Source organism: Tepidimonas fonticaldi, assembly GCF_001675355.1.
Taxonomy (GTDB): Bacteria; Pseudomonadota; Gammaproteobacteria; order Burkholderiales; family Burkholderiaceae_C; genus Tepidimonas; species Tepidimonas fonticaldi.
Window position 1 is genome coordinate 702136 of record NZ_LZDH01000056.1, and the last position, 18053, is coordinate 720188.

Consider the following 18053-nt stretch of genomic DNA (forward strand, 5'->3'; position numbering starts at 1 on the left):
CGCGGGCCCGCGTGCGTCAAGGGTCCGCGTGCGCGGCCGTGGCCGGGCCTGCCCCCGACCGCTGCGGCCAGAAATCCGGCGTCATCATCGGATTGATGACGCGAACGCCCTCCACGCTCAACGCGACCGGGCCGTCGTAGAGGACGAAGCCGGGGGCCAGCGCATCCCCCAGTTCATCCTTCAGATGGCGCAGACCTTTGAGAAAGTCGCGCGTGAAGGTGGCGGCGGACTTGATCTCGTAGGGGATCAGCCGTCCGTGCCGGCGGATCAGCAGGTCGACCTCGTGGCCTGCGGCGTCGCGGTAGAAGAACAGTTCCGCGCGCACGCCGCGGTTCGCGAGGGTGCGCAGGGCGTCGGCGATGAGGAGATTTTCGTAAAGGGCGCCGCGCAGCGGGTCCCGGCGGGCTTGGTCGGCCGTCTCGATGCCGAGCAGCCAAGCCGCCAGACCCGTGTCGGCGAAGTAGAGCTTGGAGGATTTGACGACGCGCTTGCGCACGTTGAGCGACCAGGCCGGCAGTTCGAACACGAGGTAGGTCGCCTGCAGCACCGACAGCCACTGGCGCAACGTCGGCACGGAGACGCCGACGTCGTTGGCCAGTGCCGTCAGGTTGACGAGCTGGCCGATGCGGCCGGCCAGCAGCGTGACGAAGCGCTGAAAGGCGGTCAGGTCGCGCACCTGCAGCAGCGCCCGCACGTCGCGCTCCAGATAGGTCTGGACGTACCCCGTGTAGAACCGCGCCGGATCGAGGCGGTCGCGCTCGACGCGCGGGTAGGTGCCGCGCACGATGCGCTCGAAGGCGTCCAGAGAGCCGCCGGTCTGGCGCAGCTCGGCCAGGCTGAGCGGCCACAGCGTCAGCACGGCGGTGCGGCCGGCCAGGGATTGCGCGATGGCTTCCTGCAGACGGGGCTGGTGGCTGCCCGTCAGGATGAAACGTCCGGGGCGAGCGTCCCGGTCCACCATCCCCTGCAGGTAGGAAAGGAGCTCCGGGGCGCGCTGCACCTCATCGAGGATGAGGCCATCGGGGTATTGGGCGAGAAAGCCGCGCGGATCGGTCTGGGCGGCCAGCCGGACGTCGGGGTCTTCCAGCGAGACCCAGGGCTTGTCGGGGAAGCAGACGCGCGCGAGCGTGGTCTTGCCGGACTGGCGCGGGCCGAGCAGCGTCACCACGGCGTATTCGCTGGCCGCGGCGCGCAGCTCCTGGGCGAGCTGGCGCTCGATCAGGCGAGGTGAGGGCGGGGTTGACGGCTCCATCAGGTGTCCGATGGTAGCCCAAACCATGCAAACCGGAAAGTCGACTTTCCGATTTGCATGGAAATGACTCGGTGGCTCAGGGCCGCACGACCTCCAGCAGCCGGTCGAGCCCACCCATGTCGATGGCGACGTGGGCCTGCTGGCGCACCTTAGGTTTGGCGCGGTAGGCCACCGCCAGGCCGGCGGCGGCCATCATCTCCAGGTCGTTGGCGCCGTCGCCCATCGCGATGGCCTGCTCGGGCGTGCAGCCGATCAGGTCGCACGCCTGCAGCAGCGTGCGGCGCTTCTCGGCGCCGTCGCAGATGTCGCCCCAGCTCTGGTCGAGCAGCCGCCCGGTCAGGCGGCCGTCGACGATTTCCAGTTTGTTGCTGCGCGCGAAGTCCAGCGCCAGCCGCTCGCGCAGCCGGTCGGTGAAGAAGGTGAAGCCCCCGCTGACCAGCAGCACCTTCAGGCCCGCCCCCTTGCACGCCAGCACCAGCTCGGCCGCGCCGGGGTTGAGCTGGAGGCGCTGGCGATACACATCCTCCAGGTGCTGCACCGGCACGCCGGCCAGCAGCGCCACGCGGCGGCGCAGGCTTTCCTTGTAGTCGGCGATCTCGCCGCGCATCGCCGCCTCGGTGATGGCGGCGACCTCGGCTTTGCGCCCGGCGGCATCCGCGATCTCGTCCACGCACTCGATGTTGATCAGCGTGGAGTCCATGTCGAAGGCGATCAGCCTGAAGTCGCGCAGGCGCAGCGGCGGCGTGATGCCCCGCACGGCGAGGCCGGGGGCGATGTCGGTCAGTGGGGTCATGACGGGGATGATTCGTGGACGATCCAATGGGCCAGCCGCAGGCGCATGCGATCCAGCCGCGCGGGGGCGACGGCACCCAGGGCGCCCGCCAGCGTGGCCCCCTCGACCACCGCCAGCCGCGACAGCCGTGCCACGCTCGGGGCCTTCAGGCCGGTGTCGGCAAAGTCCGGGTCGGTGGGCAGGATCGGTTCATCCAGATCCGGCTCGGCCTGGTGCAGGCGGGAGGTGACCATGCAGACCAGCCAGTCGTCGAAGCGGCTGGAGGCGCGGCGCAGCAGCAGAACGGGCCGCAGCTTGCCGGGGGTGAGGTCGGTCTGGGCAAGGCGCAACAGAGCGACCTGACCGGGCCGCTTCATGCCCAGCGTTCCCGCAGGTCCCGCTCGTCGTACGTCACGGGATCGTCGTCCGAATCCAGCACCTGCTGCGCGAGCGCGGCCTGATCCTCCTCGTCCCAGTCGGACACCGGGCTGGCCGGCTGTCCGCGCCGCGCGAGCAGGAACTCGACGAAATCGACGACCTCCGCCTGCGCATCGAGGGGCAGCGTCTGGAAACGCTGCAGCAGTCGCTCGGCAAGGGTGGTCATGATCGTCGCGGTCAGGGGAGATACCCGAATTCTACGGGGCACGAGGCATCAGTACGCCACGTAGCGCCCGGGCTTGTGGTTGATGGCCAGCGTCAGGTTCATTAGCGCCGCGCCGAGCACCGACAGCAGCAGCTGCAGCGGGCCGACCCACGGAATGGCGGCCAGCAGGATGACGGCGTCGATGGCCAGCTGCACCACGCCGGCGCGCCAGCCGTAGCGCTCCTGCAGCCACAGCACCAGGGTGTTGAAGCCGCCGAGGCTCGCCCGGTGGCGAAACAGGATGATGAAGCCGACGCCGATCAGCAGCCCGCCGGCCACGGCGGCGAACAGCGGATGCAGCGACTCGATTGCCAGCCAGCGCGGCACGGCCTCGGTAAAGGCGGCCAGCAGCCCGACGGCCAGCACCGTCTTGAGCGTGAACGCGCCCCCCATGCGCACCCACGCCAGCGCGTAGAACGGCAGGTTGATGGCGAACACCAGCGCGCCGAACGGCCAGCCGGTGGCGTAGTGAGTGACGAAAGCAAGACCCACGGTGCCGCCGGTCACCAACCCCGCCTGGCGGAACAGCACCAGCCCCAGCGCCACGATCAGCGTGCCGGTCAGCAGGGCCTGTGTATCGTCCAGCCAGGTGTGGCGCGGGGTGGGAAAGGGCGTGTCGGCGGGGGTCATGCGGTTTCGGCGGCCAAAGGCTGACCCAGCGATCGCAGCACGTCACGCACCAGCTGGGCGCGCGCCGATGGCTCGGGCAAGGCGCGCTCGATCTTCAGGCGGTCATTGCCCGCCAGTTTGACCTGGCGGTTCTTCTGCACCAGCTCGATGATGCGCATCGGGTCCACGGGCGGATTGGGGCGAAAGCTGATCAGCACATGCGACGGGGCGGCGTCGATCTTGACCACACCGTAGCGGCTGGCCAGCACACGCAGCCGGTGCACGTCGATCAGGTTTTGCGCGGGCGGGGGCAGTTTGCCAAAGCGGTCGACGATTTCTTCGACCAGCGCGTCGATCTGCTCGTTGGTCTTGGCGGTGGCGAGCTTCTTGTAAAAGCTCAGGCGCAGGTGCACGTCGCCGCAGTAGTCCTGCGGCAGCAGGGCCGGGGCGTGCAGGTTGATCTCGGTGGTCGCGGCCAGGGGTTTGAGCAGATCGGGCTCCTTTCCCTCGCGCAGGCTGCGCACGGCCTCGGCCAACATCTCGTTGTAGAGTTGAAAGCCGACCTCCATCATGTTGCCGCTCTGGCTCTCGCCCAGCACCTCACCGGCGCCGCGGATTTCCAGGTCGTGCATCGCGAGGTAAAAGCCGCTGCCCAGCTCCTCCATCTGCTGGATCGCCTCCAGCCGCTGCGCGGCCTGCTTGGTCAGCCCCTCGATGTCGGGCACCAGCAGGTAGGCGTAGGCTTGGTGGTGGCTGCGCCCGACGCGCCCGCGCAACTGGTGCAGCTGCGCCAGGCCAAACTTGTCGGCGCGGCTGATGACGATGGTGTTGGCGGTCGGCACGTCGATGCCGGTCTCGATGATGGTGGAGCACAGCAGCAGGTTGAACCGCTGGGCGACGAAGTCGCGCATCACGCGCTCCAGCTCCCGCTCCGGCATCTGGCCGTGGGCGATGCCGATGCGCGCCTCGGGCAGCAGCTGCTCCAGCTTGGCCCGACGGTTCTCGATGGTTTCCACCTCGTTGTGCAGGAAGTAGACCTGCCCGCCGCGCTTGAGCTCGCGCAACACCGCCTCGCGGATGACGCCGGCGTTTTCCTCGCGCACGAAGGTCTTGATCGCCAGCCGCCGCTGCGGCGCGGTGGCGATCACCGACAGATCCCGCAGCCCCTCCAGCGCCATGCCGAGCGTGCGCGGGATGGGGGTGGCGGTCAGCGTCAGCACGTCGACCTCGGCGCGCAGCGCCTTGATGGCCTCCTTGTGGCGCACGCCGAAGCGGTGCTCCTCGTCGATGATCAGCAGCCCCAGGTTTTTGAACTGGGTCTTTTCCGACAGCAGCTTGTGCGTGCCGACGACGATGTCGATGGTGCCGTCCGCGATGCCTTTCAGCGCCGCGGCGATTTCCTTGGCGGTGCGGAAGCGGCTCATCTCCGCAATGCGCACCGGCCAGCGCGCAAAGCGGTCCACCAGTGTTTGGTAGTGCTGTTCGGCCAGCAGCGTGGTCGGGGCCAGGAAGGCGACCTGCTTGCCCCCAGTCACGGCGACGAAGGCCGCGCGCAGCGCCACCTCGGTCTTGCCAAAGCCCACGTCGCCGCAGACCAGCCGGTCCATCGGCCGCGGGCTGACCATGTCCTGGATGACGGCGTGGATGGCGGCGCGCTGGTCCGGCGTCTCCTCGAAGCCGAAGTCGTTGGCAAAGGCTTCGTAGTCCTTGGCGTCGAAGCGGAAGGCGTGGCCCTGGCGCGCGGCGCGGCGCGCGTAGACGTCGAGCAGCTCGGCGGCGGTGTCGCGCACCTGCTCGGCGGCCTTGCGGCGGGCCTTGTCCCACTGGCCGCTGCCCAGGCGGTGCAGTGGCGCCTCTTCGGCGCTGACGCCGGTGTAGCGGCTGATCAGGTGCAGCTGCGACACGGGCACGTAGAGGGTGGCGCCCTGCGCGTACTCCAGGTGCAAAAACTCCTGCAGGGCGGGCGTGCCGTCGGGGTTCTTCTCGCCCAGGTCCAGGTTGACCAGCCCGCGGTAGCGCCCGATGCCGTGCTGCGCGTGCACGACGGGGTCGCCCAATTGCAGCTCGCTCAGGTCCTTGATCAGCGCTTCGACATCGCTGGTCTGCTCCTGCTTGCGCCGTCGGCGCACGGTCGGACCGGCGGCGAACAGCTCGGTCTCGGTGACGAGCTCGATGCCGGCCTCGGGCCAGGCAAACCCCGCCGCCAGCGGCCCGGTGGCGATGCCCACCGGCTCGGTGCTGGCGCGGAAGGCCGCCAGGTCGTCGAAAACCGGGGGATCCAGCCGGCTGGAGCGCAGAAAGTCCAGCAAACTCTCGCGCCGGCCGTCGCTTTCGGCCAGGATCAGCACCCGGGCCGTGGTGCGCCGCAGGTGGGCGTGCAGCCGCTCCAGCGGGTCGTCGGCGCCGCGCTGCGCGGTCAGGTCGGGCAGCGCGTCGATGACGCCGGGCCAGGCCGCCAGCGCTTGCGCGGCCGCGGCAGGGCGCAGCGCCCATTGGGCGTGCGGTTTGGCGCGGGCATAAAAGCCCTCGGCGTCCAAAAACAAGGTCTCCGGCGGCAGGGCGGGGCGCTCCGGGTCGCCCTGCACCAGGCGGTAGCGCTCGCGGGTGTCCTGCCAAAAACGCTGGAAGGCGTCGTCCAGGTCGCCGTGCCACACCAGCGTCGCGTCCGCGCCCAGGTAGTCGAAGACGGTGGCCGTCTCGTCGAAGAACAGCGGCAGGTAGTACTCGATGCCCGCAGTGGCCACGCCGTTGCCGATGTCTTTGTACAGCCGGCTCTTGGTCGGGTCGCCTTCCAGCAGCTCGCGCCAGCGGGCGCGAAAGCGCGCGCGCGCCGCATCGTCCATCGGGAACTCGCGCCCGGGCAGCAGGCGCACTTCGGGCACGGGATACAGGCTGCGCTGCGTGTCCGGATCGAAGGTGCGGATGGAGTCGATCTCGTCGTCGAACAGATCGACGCGGTACGGCATGGGCGACCCCATGGGGAAGAGATCGATCAGCCCGCCGCGCACCGCGTATTCGCCCGGGCTGACGACCTGGGTGACGTGCTGGTAACCCGCCAGGGTGAGCTGGGCGCGCAGGCGCGCTTCGTCCAGCTTTTGCCCGGTTTTGAAGGCAAAGGTATAGGCCGCCAAAAACGACGGCGGCGCCAGCCGGTACAGCGCCGTGGTGGCCGGCACCAGGATGACGTCGGCGCCGTCGTCGGCCGCGCGCTGCTGGATGCGCCACAGCGTGGCCAGCCGCTCCGAGATCAGGTCCTGGTGCGGCGAAAAGGTGTCGTAGGGCAGGGTCTCCCAGTCCGGAAACAGCGCGCAGCGCAGCCCGGGCTCGAAGAACGGCAGCTCGGCGAGCAGCCGCTGGGCGTCCGCCGCGTCGGCGGTGACGATGGCCGTGGGGCGGCCGGCGGCCTTCTCGCGTGTGGCCAGGGCGGCGAGCACCATCGCATCGGCCGATGGGGCGGGGCGCGCCGACTGGAAGCGCTTGCCAGGGGTGAGGCGGGGAAGTTCCATGAGGGGCTGCATTCTAGAATCCACGGCCATGACGGATGCGAATGTTGCGCATGCCCTGCAGGTTTCCCGTGCGGCGGATGGCGCTGGCCTGGCGTGGCCCTCGGACGCGGTGGGTGCGGTGCGCTGCTATGCGCTCGTGCCGGCGGCGGGCAGCGGCAGCCGGTCGGGCCTGAACACGCCCAAGCAGTACCACGTGATCGCGGGGCGCCGGGTGATCGACCACACGCTGGTGGCGTTGACGGCGGTGCCCGCGCTGGTCGGGGTGGGGGTGGTGCTGGCGCCGCACGACGACACCCCCGTCGGCCAGGATGCGCGGGTGCGGGTCTGGCGCATCGGGGGCGCGACCCGCGCCGAGAGCGTGCTCAACGGGTTGACGGCCCTGGCCGAGGCCGGTGCGCGCGACCACGACTGGGTGCTGGTGCACGACGCGGCGCGTTGTCTGGTGCGGCCGGCGGACATCCAGGCCCTGATCGACGCCTGCCGCGACGACCCCGTGGGCGGGCTGCTGGCGGTGCCGTTGGCGGATACGCTCAAGGAGGCGGGCGCCGACGGCGGCATCGACCGGACCCTGCCACGAGACGGCAAGTGGCTGGCACAGACGCCGCAGATGTTTCGCCTGGGGGCCTTGCGCGACGCCCTGCAGGCCCATCGCGATACGGGGTTTGCCGGCATCACGGACGAGGCCAGCGCCCTCGAGCACTGCGGCGCCCGCCCGCGGCTGGTGCGCGGCAGCACCCACAACTTCAAGCTCACCTACCCGGAGGACTTTGCCGTGGCCCAGGCTTTGCTGACGGAATCCGACTCGCCGGCCTGGCGGATTGGCGAAGGCTGGGATGTCCATGCGCTGGTGCCGGGCCGGCGGCTGGTGCTGGGCGGGGTGGAGATTCCGTTCGACCGCGGGCTGTTGGGCCACTCCGACGCCGATGCGCTGCTGCATGCCATCACCGACGCGCTGCTGGGCGCGGCGGGTTTGGGCGACATTGGCACCTGGTTCCCCGATACGGACGAGCGCTGGCGCGGTGCGGATTCGGCCTGGCTGTTGGCCGAGGCCAGCGCCGCCGTCCGCGAACGGGGTTGGCAGCCAGTCAACGTCGATGCCACCGTCATCGCTCAGGCGCCGCGTCTGGGCCCCTACCGAGCGGCCATGCAGGCCCAGATCGCCGCCTGTCTGGACCTGCCGCCGCAGGCCGTCAACGTCAAGGCCAAGACGGCCGAACGGCTGGGGCCCGCGGGCCAGGGGCTGTGCATCGAGGCGCGCGCGGTGGTGCTGTTGCGGCGCGCGCCGTGCGCCTGACGCGGCGGCCCCCGCAGGCACAACCGGCTCAAGCCGGCCGCAGCCGCAGCGTCACCGACAGGCCGCCCCCCGGGGCGTTGCGGATGTGGCACTCGCCCCCCATGCGCTCCAGCGCGCGCCGCACGATCGCCAGCCCCAGGCCGCTGCCTGGCGTGGTGCGCGCGCTTTCCGCACGGTAGAAGGGGTCGGTCAGCCGCGGCAGTGCGTCCGGCGCCGTGCCCGGGCCGTGGTCGCGCACCTCCAGCTCGATCCATTCGCCCCGCCGCGCGACCTGGATGTCGATGCGCACGCGGCCGTCGGCGCTGCGGCCGTGCCGCGTGGCGTTTTCGAACAGGTTGGTCAGCACGCGCTGCAAGGCCGTGGCGTCGGCCATGGCGTGCAGCCCCTCTGGGGCGCGCACCCGCAGCTCGACGTCGTCGCGCTGGCGGTAGGGGGCGGTGGCCCGCTCCAGCGCAGCGGCGATCGGCGTGGCGTCCAGGTGGGCCGGGCGCTCGCGCGCGTAATCCAAAAACTGGCCGATGATGGTGTCCACATCGGCCACGTCGTCGGCCATGCGGGCCCGGGTGGAGGCGTCCGGCACCCCCATCTCGATTTCCAGCCGCAGCCGCGCCAGCGGGGTGCGCAGGTCGTGCGAGATGCCCGCGAGCATCAGGCGGCGGTCCGCTTCGGCGCGGGCAAGCTGCTCGGCCATGCGGTTGAAGGCCCGGTTGACGCCGGCGATCTCGCGCGTGGGCAGGGTGTCGTCCAGCCGCGCGCCGTCGAAATCCCCGTCGCGCACGCGCGCGGCGGCCTGCGCGAGCCGCTGCAGCGGCTGGTTGATCAAGCGCGTGATCGCCGCCGCGCCCACCATCGACAGCGCAAGCGCCGTCGCCAGCCAGGCCAGCCAGGTGCGCCCGCGCACGGCATCCAGCCGGGATGGGTCTGCCAGCAGCCAGTACTTCTCCCCCTCGATGGCAAAGCCGATCCACAGTCCATCGAAGCCGTTGACCTCCCGCGCCACGATGGTGCCGGGTCCCAGGCGATCGATCAGCGCCACCGCGACCCGGTGGCCCGGGGAGTCGGCCTCGAACGGGGTGTAGGTGTCGTGCTCGTCGCGCACGGCGATGCGCACGTTCTCTTCGTCCACCAGGGTCTTGACCAGCGCCACGCGGGCGATGGGGTCGGTGTAGATGAGGGCCGCGCGCGTCAGGTTGACCAGCGAGGCCAGGGCTTGCGCGCTCTGCAGGGCGCGGGGTTCCTGCTCCAGCGTGCGAAAGGTCTGAAACCATGCCAGCACGCTCAGCAGCAGCAACCCCGACAGCAGCAGAAAGTTGCGCCAGAACAGGCTCATCAGTCGTCCGGCACGAACATGTAGCCCACCCCCCAGACCGTCTGGATGTAGCGCGGGTTGGCGGGGTCGGGCTCGATCAGCTTGCGCAGACGCGAGACCTGCACGTCCAGGCTGCGGTCGAAGGGTTCGAACTCCCGCCCGCGGGCCAGTTGCGCCAGCTTGTCGCGCGACATCGGCTGGCGCGGGTGGCGTACCAGGGCCTTGAGCATGGCGAACTCGCCCGTCGTCAGCGGCACCTCGACGCCGTCGCGGGTGAGGATGCGCTGACCCAGATCGAAGGCAAACGGCCCGAAGTGCACCACGGCCTTGTCCGCGGCGGCGGCCCCCGGGGCCTCGGGGCGGGGGCGGCGGCGCAGCACGGCATGGATGCGCGCGAGCAGCTCGCGCGGATTGAAGGGCTTGGGCAAGTAGTCGTCGGCGCCGAGTTCGAGGCCGACGATGCGGTCCACGTCCTCGCCCTTGGCGGTGAGCATGATGATGGGCGTGTGGTCGCCGCTGGCGCGCAGGCGCCGGCAGATGGACAGACCGTCCTCGCCGGGCAGCATCAGATCCAGCACGATCAGGTCCACCGGGTCGCGCAGCAGCAGGCGGTCCAGGCGCTGGCCGTTTTCGGCCAGCAGCACCTCGAAGCCCTCCTGGCTCAGGTAGCGGTGCAGCAGTTCGCGGATGCGGGTGTCGTCGTCGACGATCACGAGGCGGTCCGGGCGGCGCGTGTTCATGCGGGCATTGTGGCGCGAAAATCCCGCGCTGGCAGCGCCGGCGCGGGCGCGGCAGCGCTCGCCGGTGGCACACTGCAGGCTTTCCGTCGCCCCAGGAGTACCCCATGCCGTTTGCCCGAATGATTCCCCGCACCCCCGCTGTCCTTGCGCGTTGCGGGCTGCGCGGCGCGTTGTCGTCGAGCGCCGTCGTGTGGGCCCTGTGCCTGGGCGCGCCGCTGCCGCTGCTGGCCCAGGGGGTGCCGGAAGCGAACGTGGTGCACCTCAGCGCCCAGGCCGAGCAGCGCCTGCCGCAGGACTGGATCACCGTCACCGTGGCGGTGCGCCACCAAGCTCCCGATGCCGCCGCCGTGCAAGCGCACCTGCGGCGAACGCTGGATCAGGCGCTGGCGCATATCCGCCCGCGCGAGCGGGCCGGACGGCTGGAGGTGGCCAGCGGCGGCTTCCAGGTCCAGCCGCGCTACGGGCGCGACGGGCAGATCACCGGCTGGCAGGGCAGCGCCGAGCTGCTGCTGCAGGGGCGGGACCTGGCGGGCATCGCCGCCCTGGCGGCCGAGCTGCCGGGCATGGCCGTCACGGGGCTGCAGATGTCGCTCAGCCGCGAGGCCGCCCGGCAGGCCGAGGCGGCGGTGCGCGGGCAGGCGATCGAGGCCTTTCGCCAACAGGCCGCGGAGGTGGCGCGGGCCTTCGGTTTCCAGGGCTACGAGCTGCGCGAGGCCCACGTCGGCACGCAGACCCCGGGGCCGGAGCCGCGCCCGTTGCTGCGCGCCATGGCGGCCAACGGCGCGGACGCCGCCCCCGCGCTGCCGGTGGAGCCGGGGCAGGCGCTGCTGCAGGTCACCGTCTCGGGCGCCGTGCGGCTGAAGTGACGCGCCCCGTCACTGGGCAGCCCAGCCGCCGTCCATGTTCCAGGCCGCGCCGCGCACATTGTTGGCAGCCGGCGAGCAGAAAAACACCGCGAGTTCGCCCAGTTCCTCGGGCGTGGTGAACTGCATCGAAGGCTCCTTCTCGCCCAGCAGCAGGCGCGTCGCCTCCTCATTGCTGATGCCCAGGGCCGCGGCCTTGGCGTCCACCTGCTTTTGCACCAGCGGCGTCAGCACCCAGCCCGGGCAGATGGCGTTGCAGGTGACGCCGGTGGTGGCCGTCTCCAGCGCCACCACCTTGGTCAGCCCCACGATGCCGTGCTTGGCGGCCACGTAAGCGGATTTCTGCGCCGAGGCCACCAGGCCGTGCACCGAGGCGACGTTGATGATGCGTCCCCAGTTGGCCGCCTTCATGGCCGGCAGCGCCAGCCGCGTGGTGTGGAAGGCGCTGCTCAGGTTGATCGCGATGATGGCGTCCCAGCGCTCCGGCGGAAAGTCCTCGATCGCCGCCACGTGCTGGATGCCGGCGTTGTTGACCAGAATGTCGACGCGGCCAAAGCGCTCGGCGGCGGTCCGCATCATGTCCTCGATCTCGGCCGGCCGGCTCATGTCGGCGCCATGGTAGAGCACGTCCACGCCCAGCGCGGCGATCTCCGCCCGCGCCCCGTCCACATCGCCAAAGCCGTTGAGGACGATGTTGGCCCCTTGGCGGGCCAGGGCCTTGGCGATGCCCAGCCCGATGCCGCTGGTGGATCCGGTGACGAGGGCCGTCTTGTGCTTCAGCATGGTGCGCGCTCCAATTCCTTTACGATCTGGCGATCGAAGTCGACGAAATCGCACGCATTATCAGCCACACATGTCCATGGAACCGACGCTGCATCACCTGGCCGTTCCTGGCCCCCGCGCTGCGCATGGCGAGCCCCGTCGCATCGCCTGGTGGGAATGGAACGCCACCGGAGCCGCCCACCCCAGCCATGTCGTCGTGTGCGTGCACGGCCTGTCGCGCCAGGCGCGCGACTTCGATGTGCTGGCCCGGGCGCTGGCGCCCCACGCGGCCGTCGTGTGCGTGGATGTGGCTGGCCGCGGCCAGAGCGACTGGCTCGACGATCCGATGGCCTACCAGATCCCGACCTACGTGAACGACCTGGCGGTTCTGCTGGCCCATCTGCGCCAGCGCCATGCCCAGGCGACCGGCACCGCCGAGCCCTATGCGCTGCGCATCGACTGGGTGGGCACCAGCATGGGCGGGTTGATCGGCATGGCGCTGGCGTCGCAGCCCGCCATGGGCTTGCACCGGCTGGTTCTCAACGATGTCGGGCCGGTGATCGAGCCCGCCTCGCTAGAGCGCATTGCCCGGTATCTGGGCCAGCAGCCCGTTTATCCCAGCGAGCAGGCCGCGGCGGACGCGCTCTGGGAGGTGTCCAGCGCCTTCGGCCCGCACACGCCCGAGCAGTGGCTGGCGCTCACGCGCCCGATGCTGCGGCCGGTCGCGGGGGGGTGGACGCTGCACTACGACCCTGCCATCGCGGTGCCGTTTCGCGCCCTGCTGGAGGCCCAGCGCGCGGCCCAGGCGGCCGACCCCGTCGCCGCGGCCCAGGCCCGCTCGGCGGCGCAGCAGGCGGGCGAGGCGGGCCTGTGGGCGATGTACGACGCCATCACCTGCCCCACGCTGCTGTTGCGCGGAGCCGAGTCGGACCTGCTGTCCCGCGCCACAGCCGTTGCCATGACGCAGCGCGGCCCGCGCGCGCGGCTGGTGGAGTTTGCCGGGGTGGGCCACGCCCCGACCCTGGTGCAGGAGGACCAGGTGTGGGTCGTGCGGGACTTTCTGCTTGCGCCATGATCAGCCGCCCCACCCACGAGGACGAAGCCCCCGGCGCGGCCACGGCGATCACGGCCGCGCTCGCCACTCCCGCCGACAGCGACGGCCGCGCCTTGCAGCGCGCCCGGGCGTTTGCCGAGCCCCTGCTCAGCGGCGAAACGCTGGACACCGGCGAGCCCGTGCTCGACCACGCCGACGCCGTGGTCCAGATCCTCGGCCGCATCGGGGGCACGCCGGACCTGCAAGCCTGCGTGTATCTGGTCTACGCCAGCCCCTTCCTCGCCCGCCCGCGCGAGATCATCGCCAAGGCCTTTGGCGAGGCGTTCGCCGACGTCGCCATCGAGACCAACAAACTCATCCAGTTGCAGCGCCAGGCGCGCCAGCGCAGCGCGCCGGCCGACGCCGCCGCGTCGGCGCTGGATGCCGCGCAGACCGAAAACGTGCGCAAGATGCTGCTCGCCTTCTCGCGCGACCTGCGCGTGGTGCTGCTGCGGCTGGCCTCGCGCCTGCAGACGCTGCGCTACCACGCCGCCGTCAAGCGCCTGCCGGAGCGCTCGCTCGCCGCCGAGTCGCTGCAGGTGTTCGCGCCGCTGGCCAACCGCCTGGGCATCTGGCAGCTCAAGTGGGAGCTGGAGGACCTGGCCTTCCGCTTTCTGGAGCCGGACACCTACAAGCACATCGCCCGGCTGCTCGACGAAAAGCGGGTCGAGCGCGAGACGCATGTCGAGCACGTCCGCCAGCGCCTGGAACGCGAGCTGGCCGCCCTCGGCCTGTCCGCCCAGGTACAGGGCCGGCCCAAGCACATCTACAGCATCGTCAAGAAGATGCGTGGCAAGTCGCTCGATTTCGACCAGGTCTACGACCTGCGGGCGCTGCGCGTGATCGTCGAGACGGTGGACGACTGCTACCGCGTGCTGGCGTGGGTGCACGCGCATTTCTCGCCGGTGCCCGACGAGTTTGACGACTACATCGCCAAGCCCAAGCCCAACGGCTACCAGTCGCTGCACACCGTGGTGCGCGACGAGCAGGGGCGCGCCTTCGAGATCCAGATCCGCACCCGGGCTATGCACGAGCACGCCGAGCACGGCGTGGCGGCGCACTGGGCCTACAAGGAGGCCGGCACCAAGGGCTATGCCGGCGTGACCGCCGGGTCGTCCTACGACGCCAAGATCGCGGTGCTGCGCCAGTTGCTGGCGTGGCAGCGCGATTTGAGCGGCCTGTCGCACGGCCTGTTCGACGACAGCATCTATGTGCTGACGCCGCAGGCAGCCATCGTCGAGCTGCCCAAGGGGGCCACGCCGGTCGATTTCGCCTACGCCGTGCACACCGATCTGGGCCACCGCTGCCGCGGCGCACGCGTCGATGGGCAGATGGTGCCCCTGAACACCCCGCTGGCCAATGGCCAGACGGTGGAGATCGTCGCGGCCAAGGAGGGCGGGCCGTCGCGCGACTGGCTCAACCCCGAAGCGGGCTATCTGGTCAGTCACCGCGCCAAGGCCAAGGTGCGCGCCTGGTTCAACGCGCAGGCTGCGGCCGACAACATCGCGCGGGGCCGCGAGCAGGTCGAGCGGCTGCTGCAGCGCGAAGGCAAAACCGCCGTCAAGCTGGAAGACCTGGCCCTGGAGCTGGGGTTCGAGACTCCGGACGATCTGTTCGAAGCCGTGGGCAAGGAGGCCTTGACGCTGCGCGCCATCGAACAGCAGCTCCACCGTGCCGAGCCGCCCCCGCCGCCCGACGAACTGGTGCTGAAAAAGGCGCGCAGCCAGCCCGGCGGGCGCCCCGGTGGCGTGCTGGTGGTGGGGGTGGGGTCCCTCATGACCACGCTGGCGCGCTGCTGCAAGCCCGCGCCGCCCGACGACATACGCGGCTTCGTCACCCGAGGCAAGGGGGTGAGCGTGCACCGCGCCGACTGCCCCGACTTTTTGGCCCTGGCCCGCCGCCAGCCCGGCCGGGTGATCGAGGTGGAGTGGTCCGGCAGCGCCCCCGTAGGGCCCCATGCCCCCGTCTATGCGGTGGACGTGGGCGTGCAGGCCCAGGACCGCCAGGGCCTGTTGCGCGACATTTCCGAAGCCTTCGCGCGCGAGAAGATCAACGTCATCGGCGTGCAAACCCAATCCGTCAAGGGCGTGGCGTGGATGACCTTTACCGTGGAGGTCAGCGACGCGACCCGCGTCAGCCGCGTGATGGCGGTGCTCACCGACGTGCCGGGGGTGCAGAAAGTCTGGCGCCGCTGACGGCGATCGGCCCGTTTTTCTGCTATAGTCTCGGTTCTGTCGATGCACCGATGTGCTTAGACGCGACAGGCGCGTAGCTCAGCTGGTTAGAGCACCACCTTGACATGGTGGGGGTCGTTGGTTCGAGTCCAATCGCGCCTACCAAAATACCCACATCACATAGGCCCGGAGTCACCTCCGGGCCTTTGTTTTTTGTGCCGGGTGTTGTTTGTGCCCGGTCAGGGGCGGGCGTTGGCGCGGGCGAATGCCACAAAGGCGTCCGCCTCCAGCGGCCGGCTGTACAGAAAGCCCTGGATTTCGTCGCATCCGCAGGCTTGCAGATGCGCGCGCTGCTCGTCCGTTTCCACCCCTTCGGCGATGGCCGTCATGCCCAGGGCGTGCGCCATGTCCACCATCGTCCGGACCAGCCGGCGCGCCATCTCGTCGTGGGCGATGTCGCGGACGAACGAGCGGTCGATCTTCAGCTTGTTGACCGAGAAATCGCGCAGATAGCTCAGCGACGAGTACCCCGTGCCGAAGTCGTCGATCGACAGGCGAAAGCCCGCGTTGTGCAGGCGCTGCAGCGTCTTGCCCGCGGCCACTGGGTCGCGCAAGGCGACCGCCTCGGTCAGTTCGATCTCGATGCGCTCGGGCGGCACGCCCGCGTCGCGCGCCATGGTGCACAGCTCATCGACCAGCTCGGTCTGCGCAAACTGCACCGCCGATACGTTGATGGCCAGGGTGATGGGGGGCAAGCCGGCTTCGTCCCAGGCGCGCACCGTCCGCAGCGCCTGCCGCTGCACCCACCGGCCGATGGGCACGATGCTGCCCGTCTGTTCCGCCAATGGAATGAATTCCGCCGGCGACACCGCCCCCCATTTGGGGTGCTGCCAGCGCAACAGGGCCTCGGCCCCGGTCAGGCGGCCGTCGCGCAGCGCCATCTGGGGCTGAAACACCAAAAACAGCTCGTTGGCCGCAATCGCGCCCTTGAGGGCCGCTGCCAGTTCGAGCGAGCGCTGGGTGTTGGCCTGCAGATCCGGCGAGAAGAAGCGCAGGCCGTTGCGGCCCTCCTGCTTCATGCGGAACATGGCGCTTTCCGCGGCGGATACCAGGGCCGTGGCGCTGTCCGCATCGGCCGGAAAGACCGCGATGCCGACCGAGGCCCCGACCGAGAGCAGGTTGTCGCGCACGGTCAGCGGCGCCTGCACGGCCTGCAGGGCGGCGCGCGCCGACAGGGCCACCGCACTTTGCGGTGCGCGCGGCATCAACGCGACGAAGGAGTCACCCGCGTAGCGCGCCAGGGCCGTGTCGGGGCCGAGTGCCTCGCGCAGGCGGTGCGCGGTCTCCACCAGCAGCTCGTCACCCACCGGGTGGCCCAGGGATTCGTTGACCACTTTGAAGTTGTCCAGGTTGAACCACAGCAGCGACAGCGGCTCGCCACGGCTGCGTGCCAGGTGCACCTCGCTGTGCAGCCGCTCCTCGAAGGCCTTCTTGTTCATCAAACCCGTCAACGGGTCGAAGTCGGACAGGTTGCGGATGCGTTGCTCGACCTCGCGCCGCAGGCTCACGTCCTCCATGTGCGCGACGTAGTGGGTGAGCTGCCCGGACTCGTCGCGAATCGGGTAGATGGCAGCCTTTTCGAAATAGATGCCGCCGTCTTTGCGCCGGTTGATGAATTCGCCTTCCCACGGCTGGCCACGCTCCAGTGTCTGCCACAGCCCGGCGTAGGTCTCGGGCGGGGTCTGGCCCGACTGAAACAGCCGGGGATTGGCGCCGATCACCTCGGCCGCCTCGTAGCCGCTGACCTGGGTGAATGCGCGGTTGACGTACTGGATTGCCCCATGGGTGTCGGTGATCAGCACGGGGTAGGGGCTTTGCTCCAGTGCCTGCGACAGGCGCAGAATGAGCGCCTGCTGGCGCCGTTGGGTCACCAGCGACCACAGGGTGTCGGCCAGCCGCTGCAGCAGCTCGACGTCGGCGTCGGTGTAGTCCTCGGGCTTGTTGCCCACGCCCATCAGCAGTTCCACACGGTCGCCCCGCACCACGGGCAGGCTCACCAGCCGCTGCAGCGGCGCATGGCCCGGGGGCAGGCCGCGCCGCTCCGGTGCCTGCGCATAGTCGTTGAAAACGACGGCGCGGCGCTGCCGCAAGGCCTCCGCCCAGATGCCGGCGCGGCTGACGGGGTAGTGCCGGTCGTAGGTGGCGGTGCAGTAGTTTTGCAGTGTGCTCGACGACCAGGACACCAGTTCGATGGTGTCCTGGTCCTCGTGGACCAGGTGGACGAACCCGATCACGCTGCCCGTCAGCCGCTCCGCGTGCTCCACGCCGCGGCGAAAAAACTCGCTTTCCTGCTCCCGATCGACATGGTCGCGCAGGTCCAGGATGGCGGCGTTCAGCCGGGCTTCGCGCTCGATGCGCTGCTCGTTGTGCACGGTTTCGGTGACGTCCCGCGACAGTACCAAAAAGGTGGGCTCCCGCCGGTCCGGCGGGCCGCTGGGTGGCTTCAGGACCACCGACAGCTCGAAAAACCGCGGCCCCTGCGGCAGCGGCAGGCGGATCCGCCGCCCGCGCGAAATCCCGGTGCGGCGCGCCTCGTCCATCGCGGCAAAGCACTGCTGTGCGGCGTCTGGTGGCATGACCGCCTGCAGATTGCGGCCCAGCAACTCGCTCGGCGGGGCCGTGAGTGCATGGCGTTCCCGCGCATGGATGGCCAGATAGACGCCCCGGGCGTCCATCTCGAACAGCAGATCGGGCAAGGTGCTGATCGTGGCTTGCAACTCGGATTGTGATCGTTGCAGCGCCAGATACGGCTGCGCGATGGTGGAGGCGGACAGCCCGCGGTACAAAAAGCCGTAGGCGACGATCTTGTAGACATGCCCCAGCAGGTTGTAGACGTCCGTGGCCAGGGCGTAGAGCGTGAAGAAATACTCGCTCATCGCCATGGCCAAGGCGGCCAGCGCCAGATTCCACACCGTGGGGGTGGGGCCCGTCGACGAGGCCATCATCCGCGCCATCGTCCAGTTGGCGCAGGCGCTG

14 protein-coding genes and 1 tRNA gene are annotated in these 18053 nt (G+C 70.1%); 5 read left to right on the top strand and 10 right to left on the bottom strand.

Annotated features, from left to right (window positions below; all coding sequences use genetic code 11):
• Window positions 1–16: 16 nt before the first annotated feature.
• The 6 genes from A9O67_RS09140 to mfd form a co-directional block, all read right to left on the bottom strand.
• On the bottom strand, window positions 17–1252 hold the full coding sequence (locus A9O67_RS09140; protein ID WP_197484466.1) for an ATP-binding protein: 1236 nt from the start codon (window positions 1250–1252) through the stop codon (window positions 17–19).
• Window positions 1253–1328: 76 nt separating this feature from the next.
• On the bottom strand, window positions 1329–2045 hold the full coding sequence (gene serB / locus A9O67_RS09145; protein ID WP_068609436.1) for a phosphoserine phosphatase SerB: 717 nt from the start codon (window positions 2043–2045) through the stop codon (window positions 1329–1331).
• Window positions 2042–2401 (bottom strand): type II toxin-antitoxin system PemK/MazF family toxin, encoded by a 360-nt coding sequence (locus tag A9O67_RS09150; protein ID WP_068609438.1) that lies wholly within the window; start codon window positions 2399–2401, stop codon window positions 2042–2044. Before A9O67_RS09150 ends, serB begins: the two co-directional genes overlap by 4 nt.
• A complete protein-coding gene (locus tag A9O67_RS09155) occupies window positions 2398–2628 on the bottom strand; it encodes a DUF2281 domain-containing protein (RefSeq protein ID WP_068609440.1) in 231 nt (76 codons plus the stop codon). Before A9O67_RS09155 ends, A9O67_RS09150 begins: the two co-directional genes overlap by 4 nt.
• Window positions 2629–2676: 48 nt before the next feature.
• Window positions 2677–3297: a YitT family protein gene (locus A9O67_RS09160; protein WP_068609443.1), complete on the bottom strand. Its 621-nt coding sequence runs from the start codon at window positions 3295–3297 to the stop codon at window positions 2677–2679.
• Window positions 3294–6782 carry a transcription-repair coupling factor gene (mfd, locus tag A9O67_RS09165; RefSeq protein WP_068609947.1) on the bottom strand — a complete coding sequence of 1163 codons (3489 nt, stop codon included), beginning with the start codon at window positions 6780–6782 and terminating at the stop codon, window positions 3294–3296. The genes A9O67_RS09160 and mfd overlap by 4 nt, the downstream gene beginning before the upstream one ends.
• Before the next feature lie 28 nt (window positions 6783–6810).
• On the opposite strand from mfd, the gene ispD reads away from it, so the two are divergent.
• Window positions 6811–8076: a 2-C-methyl-D-erythritol 4-phosphate cytidylyltransferase gene (gene ispD, locus A9O67_RS09170; protein WP_082955473.1), complete on the top strand. Its 1266-nt coding sequence runs from the start codon at window positions 6811–6813 to the stop codon at window positions 8074–8076.
• Between the two features lie 28 nt (window positions 8077–8104).
• Here ispD and A9O67_RS09175 read toward each other — a convergent pair whose 3' ends face one another.
• The gene (locus tag A9O67_RS09175; RefSeq protein WP_082955474.1) at window positions 8105–9406 is read right to left on the bottom strand and encodes an ATP-binding protein; all 1302 of its coding nucleotides are present in this window, start codon (window positions 9404–9406) and stop codon (window positions 8105–8107) included.
• The gene (ompR, locus tag A9O67_RS09180; protein WP_068609445.1) at window positions 9406–10125 is read right to left on the bottom strand and encodes an osmolarity response regulator transcription factor OmpR; all 720 of its coding nucleotides are present in this window, start codon (window positions 10123–10125) and stop codon (window positions 9406–9408) included. Before ompR ends, A9O67_RS09175 begins: the two co-directional genes overlap by 1 nt.
• A gap of 104 nt (window positions 10126–10229) precedes the next feature.
• On the opposite strand from ompR, the gene A9O67_RS09185 reads away from it, so the two are divergent.
• Window positions 10230–10991 carry an SIMPL domain-containing protein gene (locus A9O67_RS09185; RefSeq protein WP_082955475.1) on the top strand — a complete coding sequence of 254 codons (762 nt, stop codon included), beginning with the start codon at window positions 10230–10232 and terminating at the stop codon, window positions 10989–10991.
• Window positions 10992–11000: 9 nt separating this feature from the next.
• Here A9O67_RS09185 and A9O67_RS09190 read toward each other — a convergent pair whose 3' ends face one another.
• A complete protein-coding gene (locus tag A9O67_RS09190) occupies window positions 11001–11771 on the bottom strand; it encodes a 3-hydroxybutyrate dehydrogenase (RefSeq protein WP_068609447.1) in 771 nt (256 codons plus the stop codon).
• A gap of 70 nt (window positions 11772–11841) precedes the next feature.
• Between A9O67_RS09190 and A9O67_RS09195 the strand changes: the two genes are divergently transcribed.
• The 3 genes from A9O67_RS09195 to A9O67_RS09205 all read left to right on the top strand — a co-directional run bounded on the left by A9O67_RS09195 (window position 11842) and on the right by A9O67_RS09205 (window position 15182).
• Window positions 11842–12825 (top strand): alpha/beta fold hydrolase, encoded by a 984-nt coding sequence (locus tag A9O67_RS09195; RefSeq protein ID WP_231960285.1) that lies wholly within the window; start codon window positions 11842–11844, stop codon window positions 12823–12825.
• Window positions 12822–15038: a RelA/SpoT family protein gene (locus tag A9O67_RS09200; protein WP_082955476.1), complete on the top strand. Its 2217-nt coding sequence runs from the start codon at window positions 12822–12824 to the stop codon at window positions 15036–15038. The genes A9O67_RS09195 and A9O67_RS09200 overlap by 4 nt, the downstream gene beginning before the upstream one ends.
• A gap of 67 nt (window positions 15039–15105) precedes the next feature.
• Window positions 15106–15182, top strand: a tRNA-Val gene (locus A9O67_RS09205).
• A 74-nt stretch (window positions 15183–15256) separates the two neighbouring features.
• Here A9O67_RS09205 and A9O67_RS09210 read toward each other — a convergent pair.
• A complete protein-coding gene (locus A9O67_RS09210) occupies window positions 15257–18022 on the bottom strand; it encodes a sensor domain-containing protein (protein ID WP_197484467.1) in 2766 nt (921 codons plus the stop codon).
• Window positions 18023–18053: the final 31 nt, after the last annotated feature.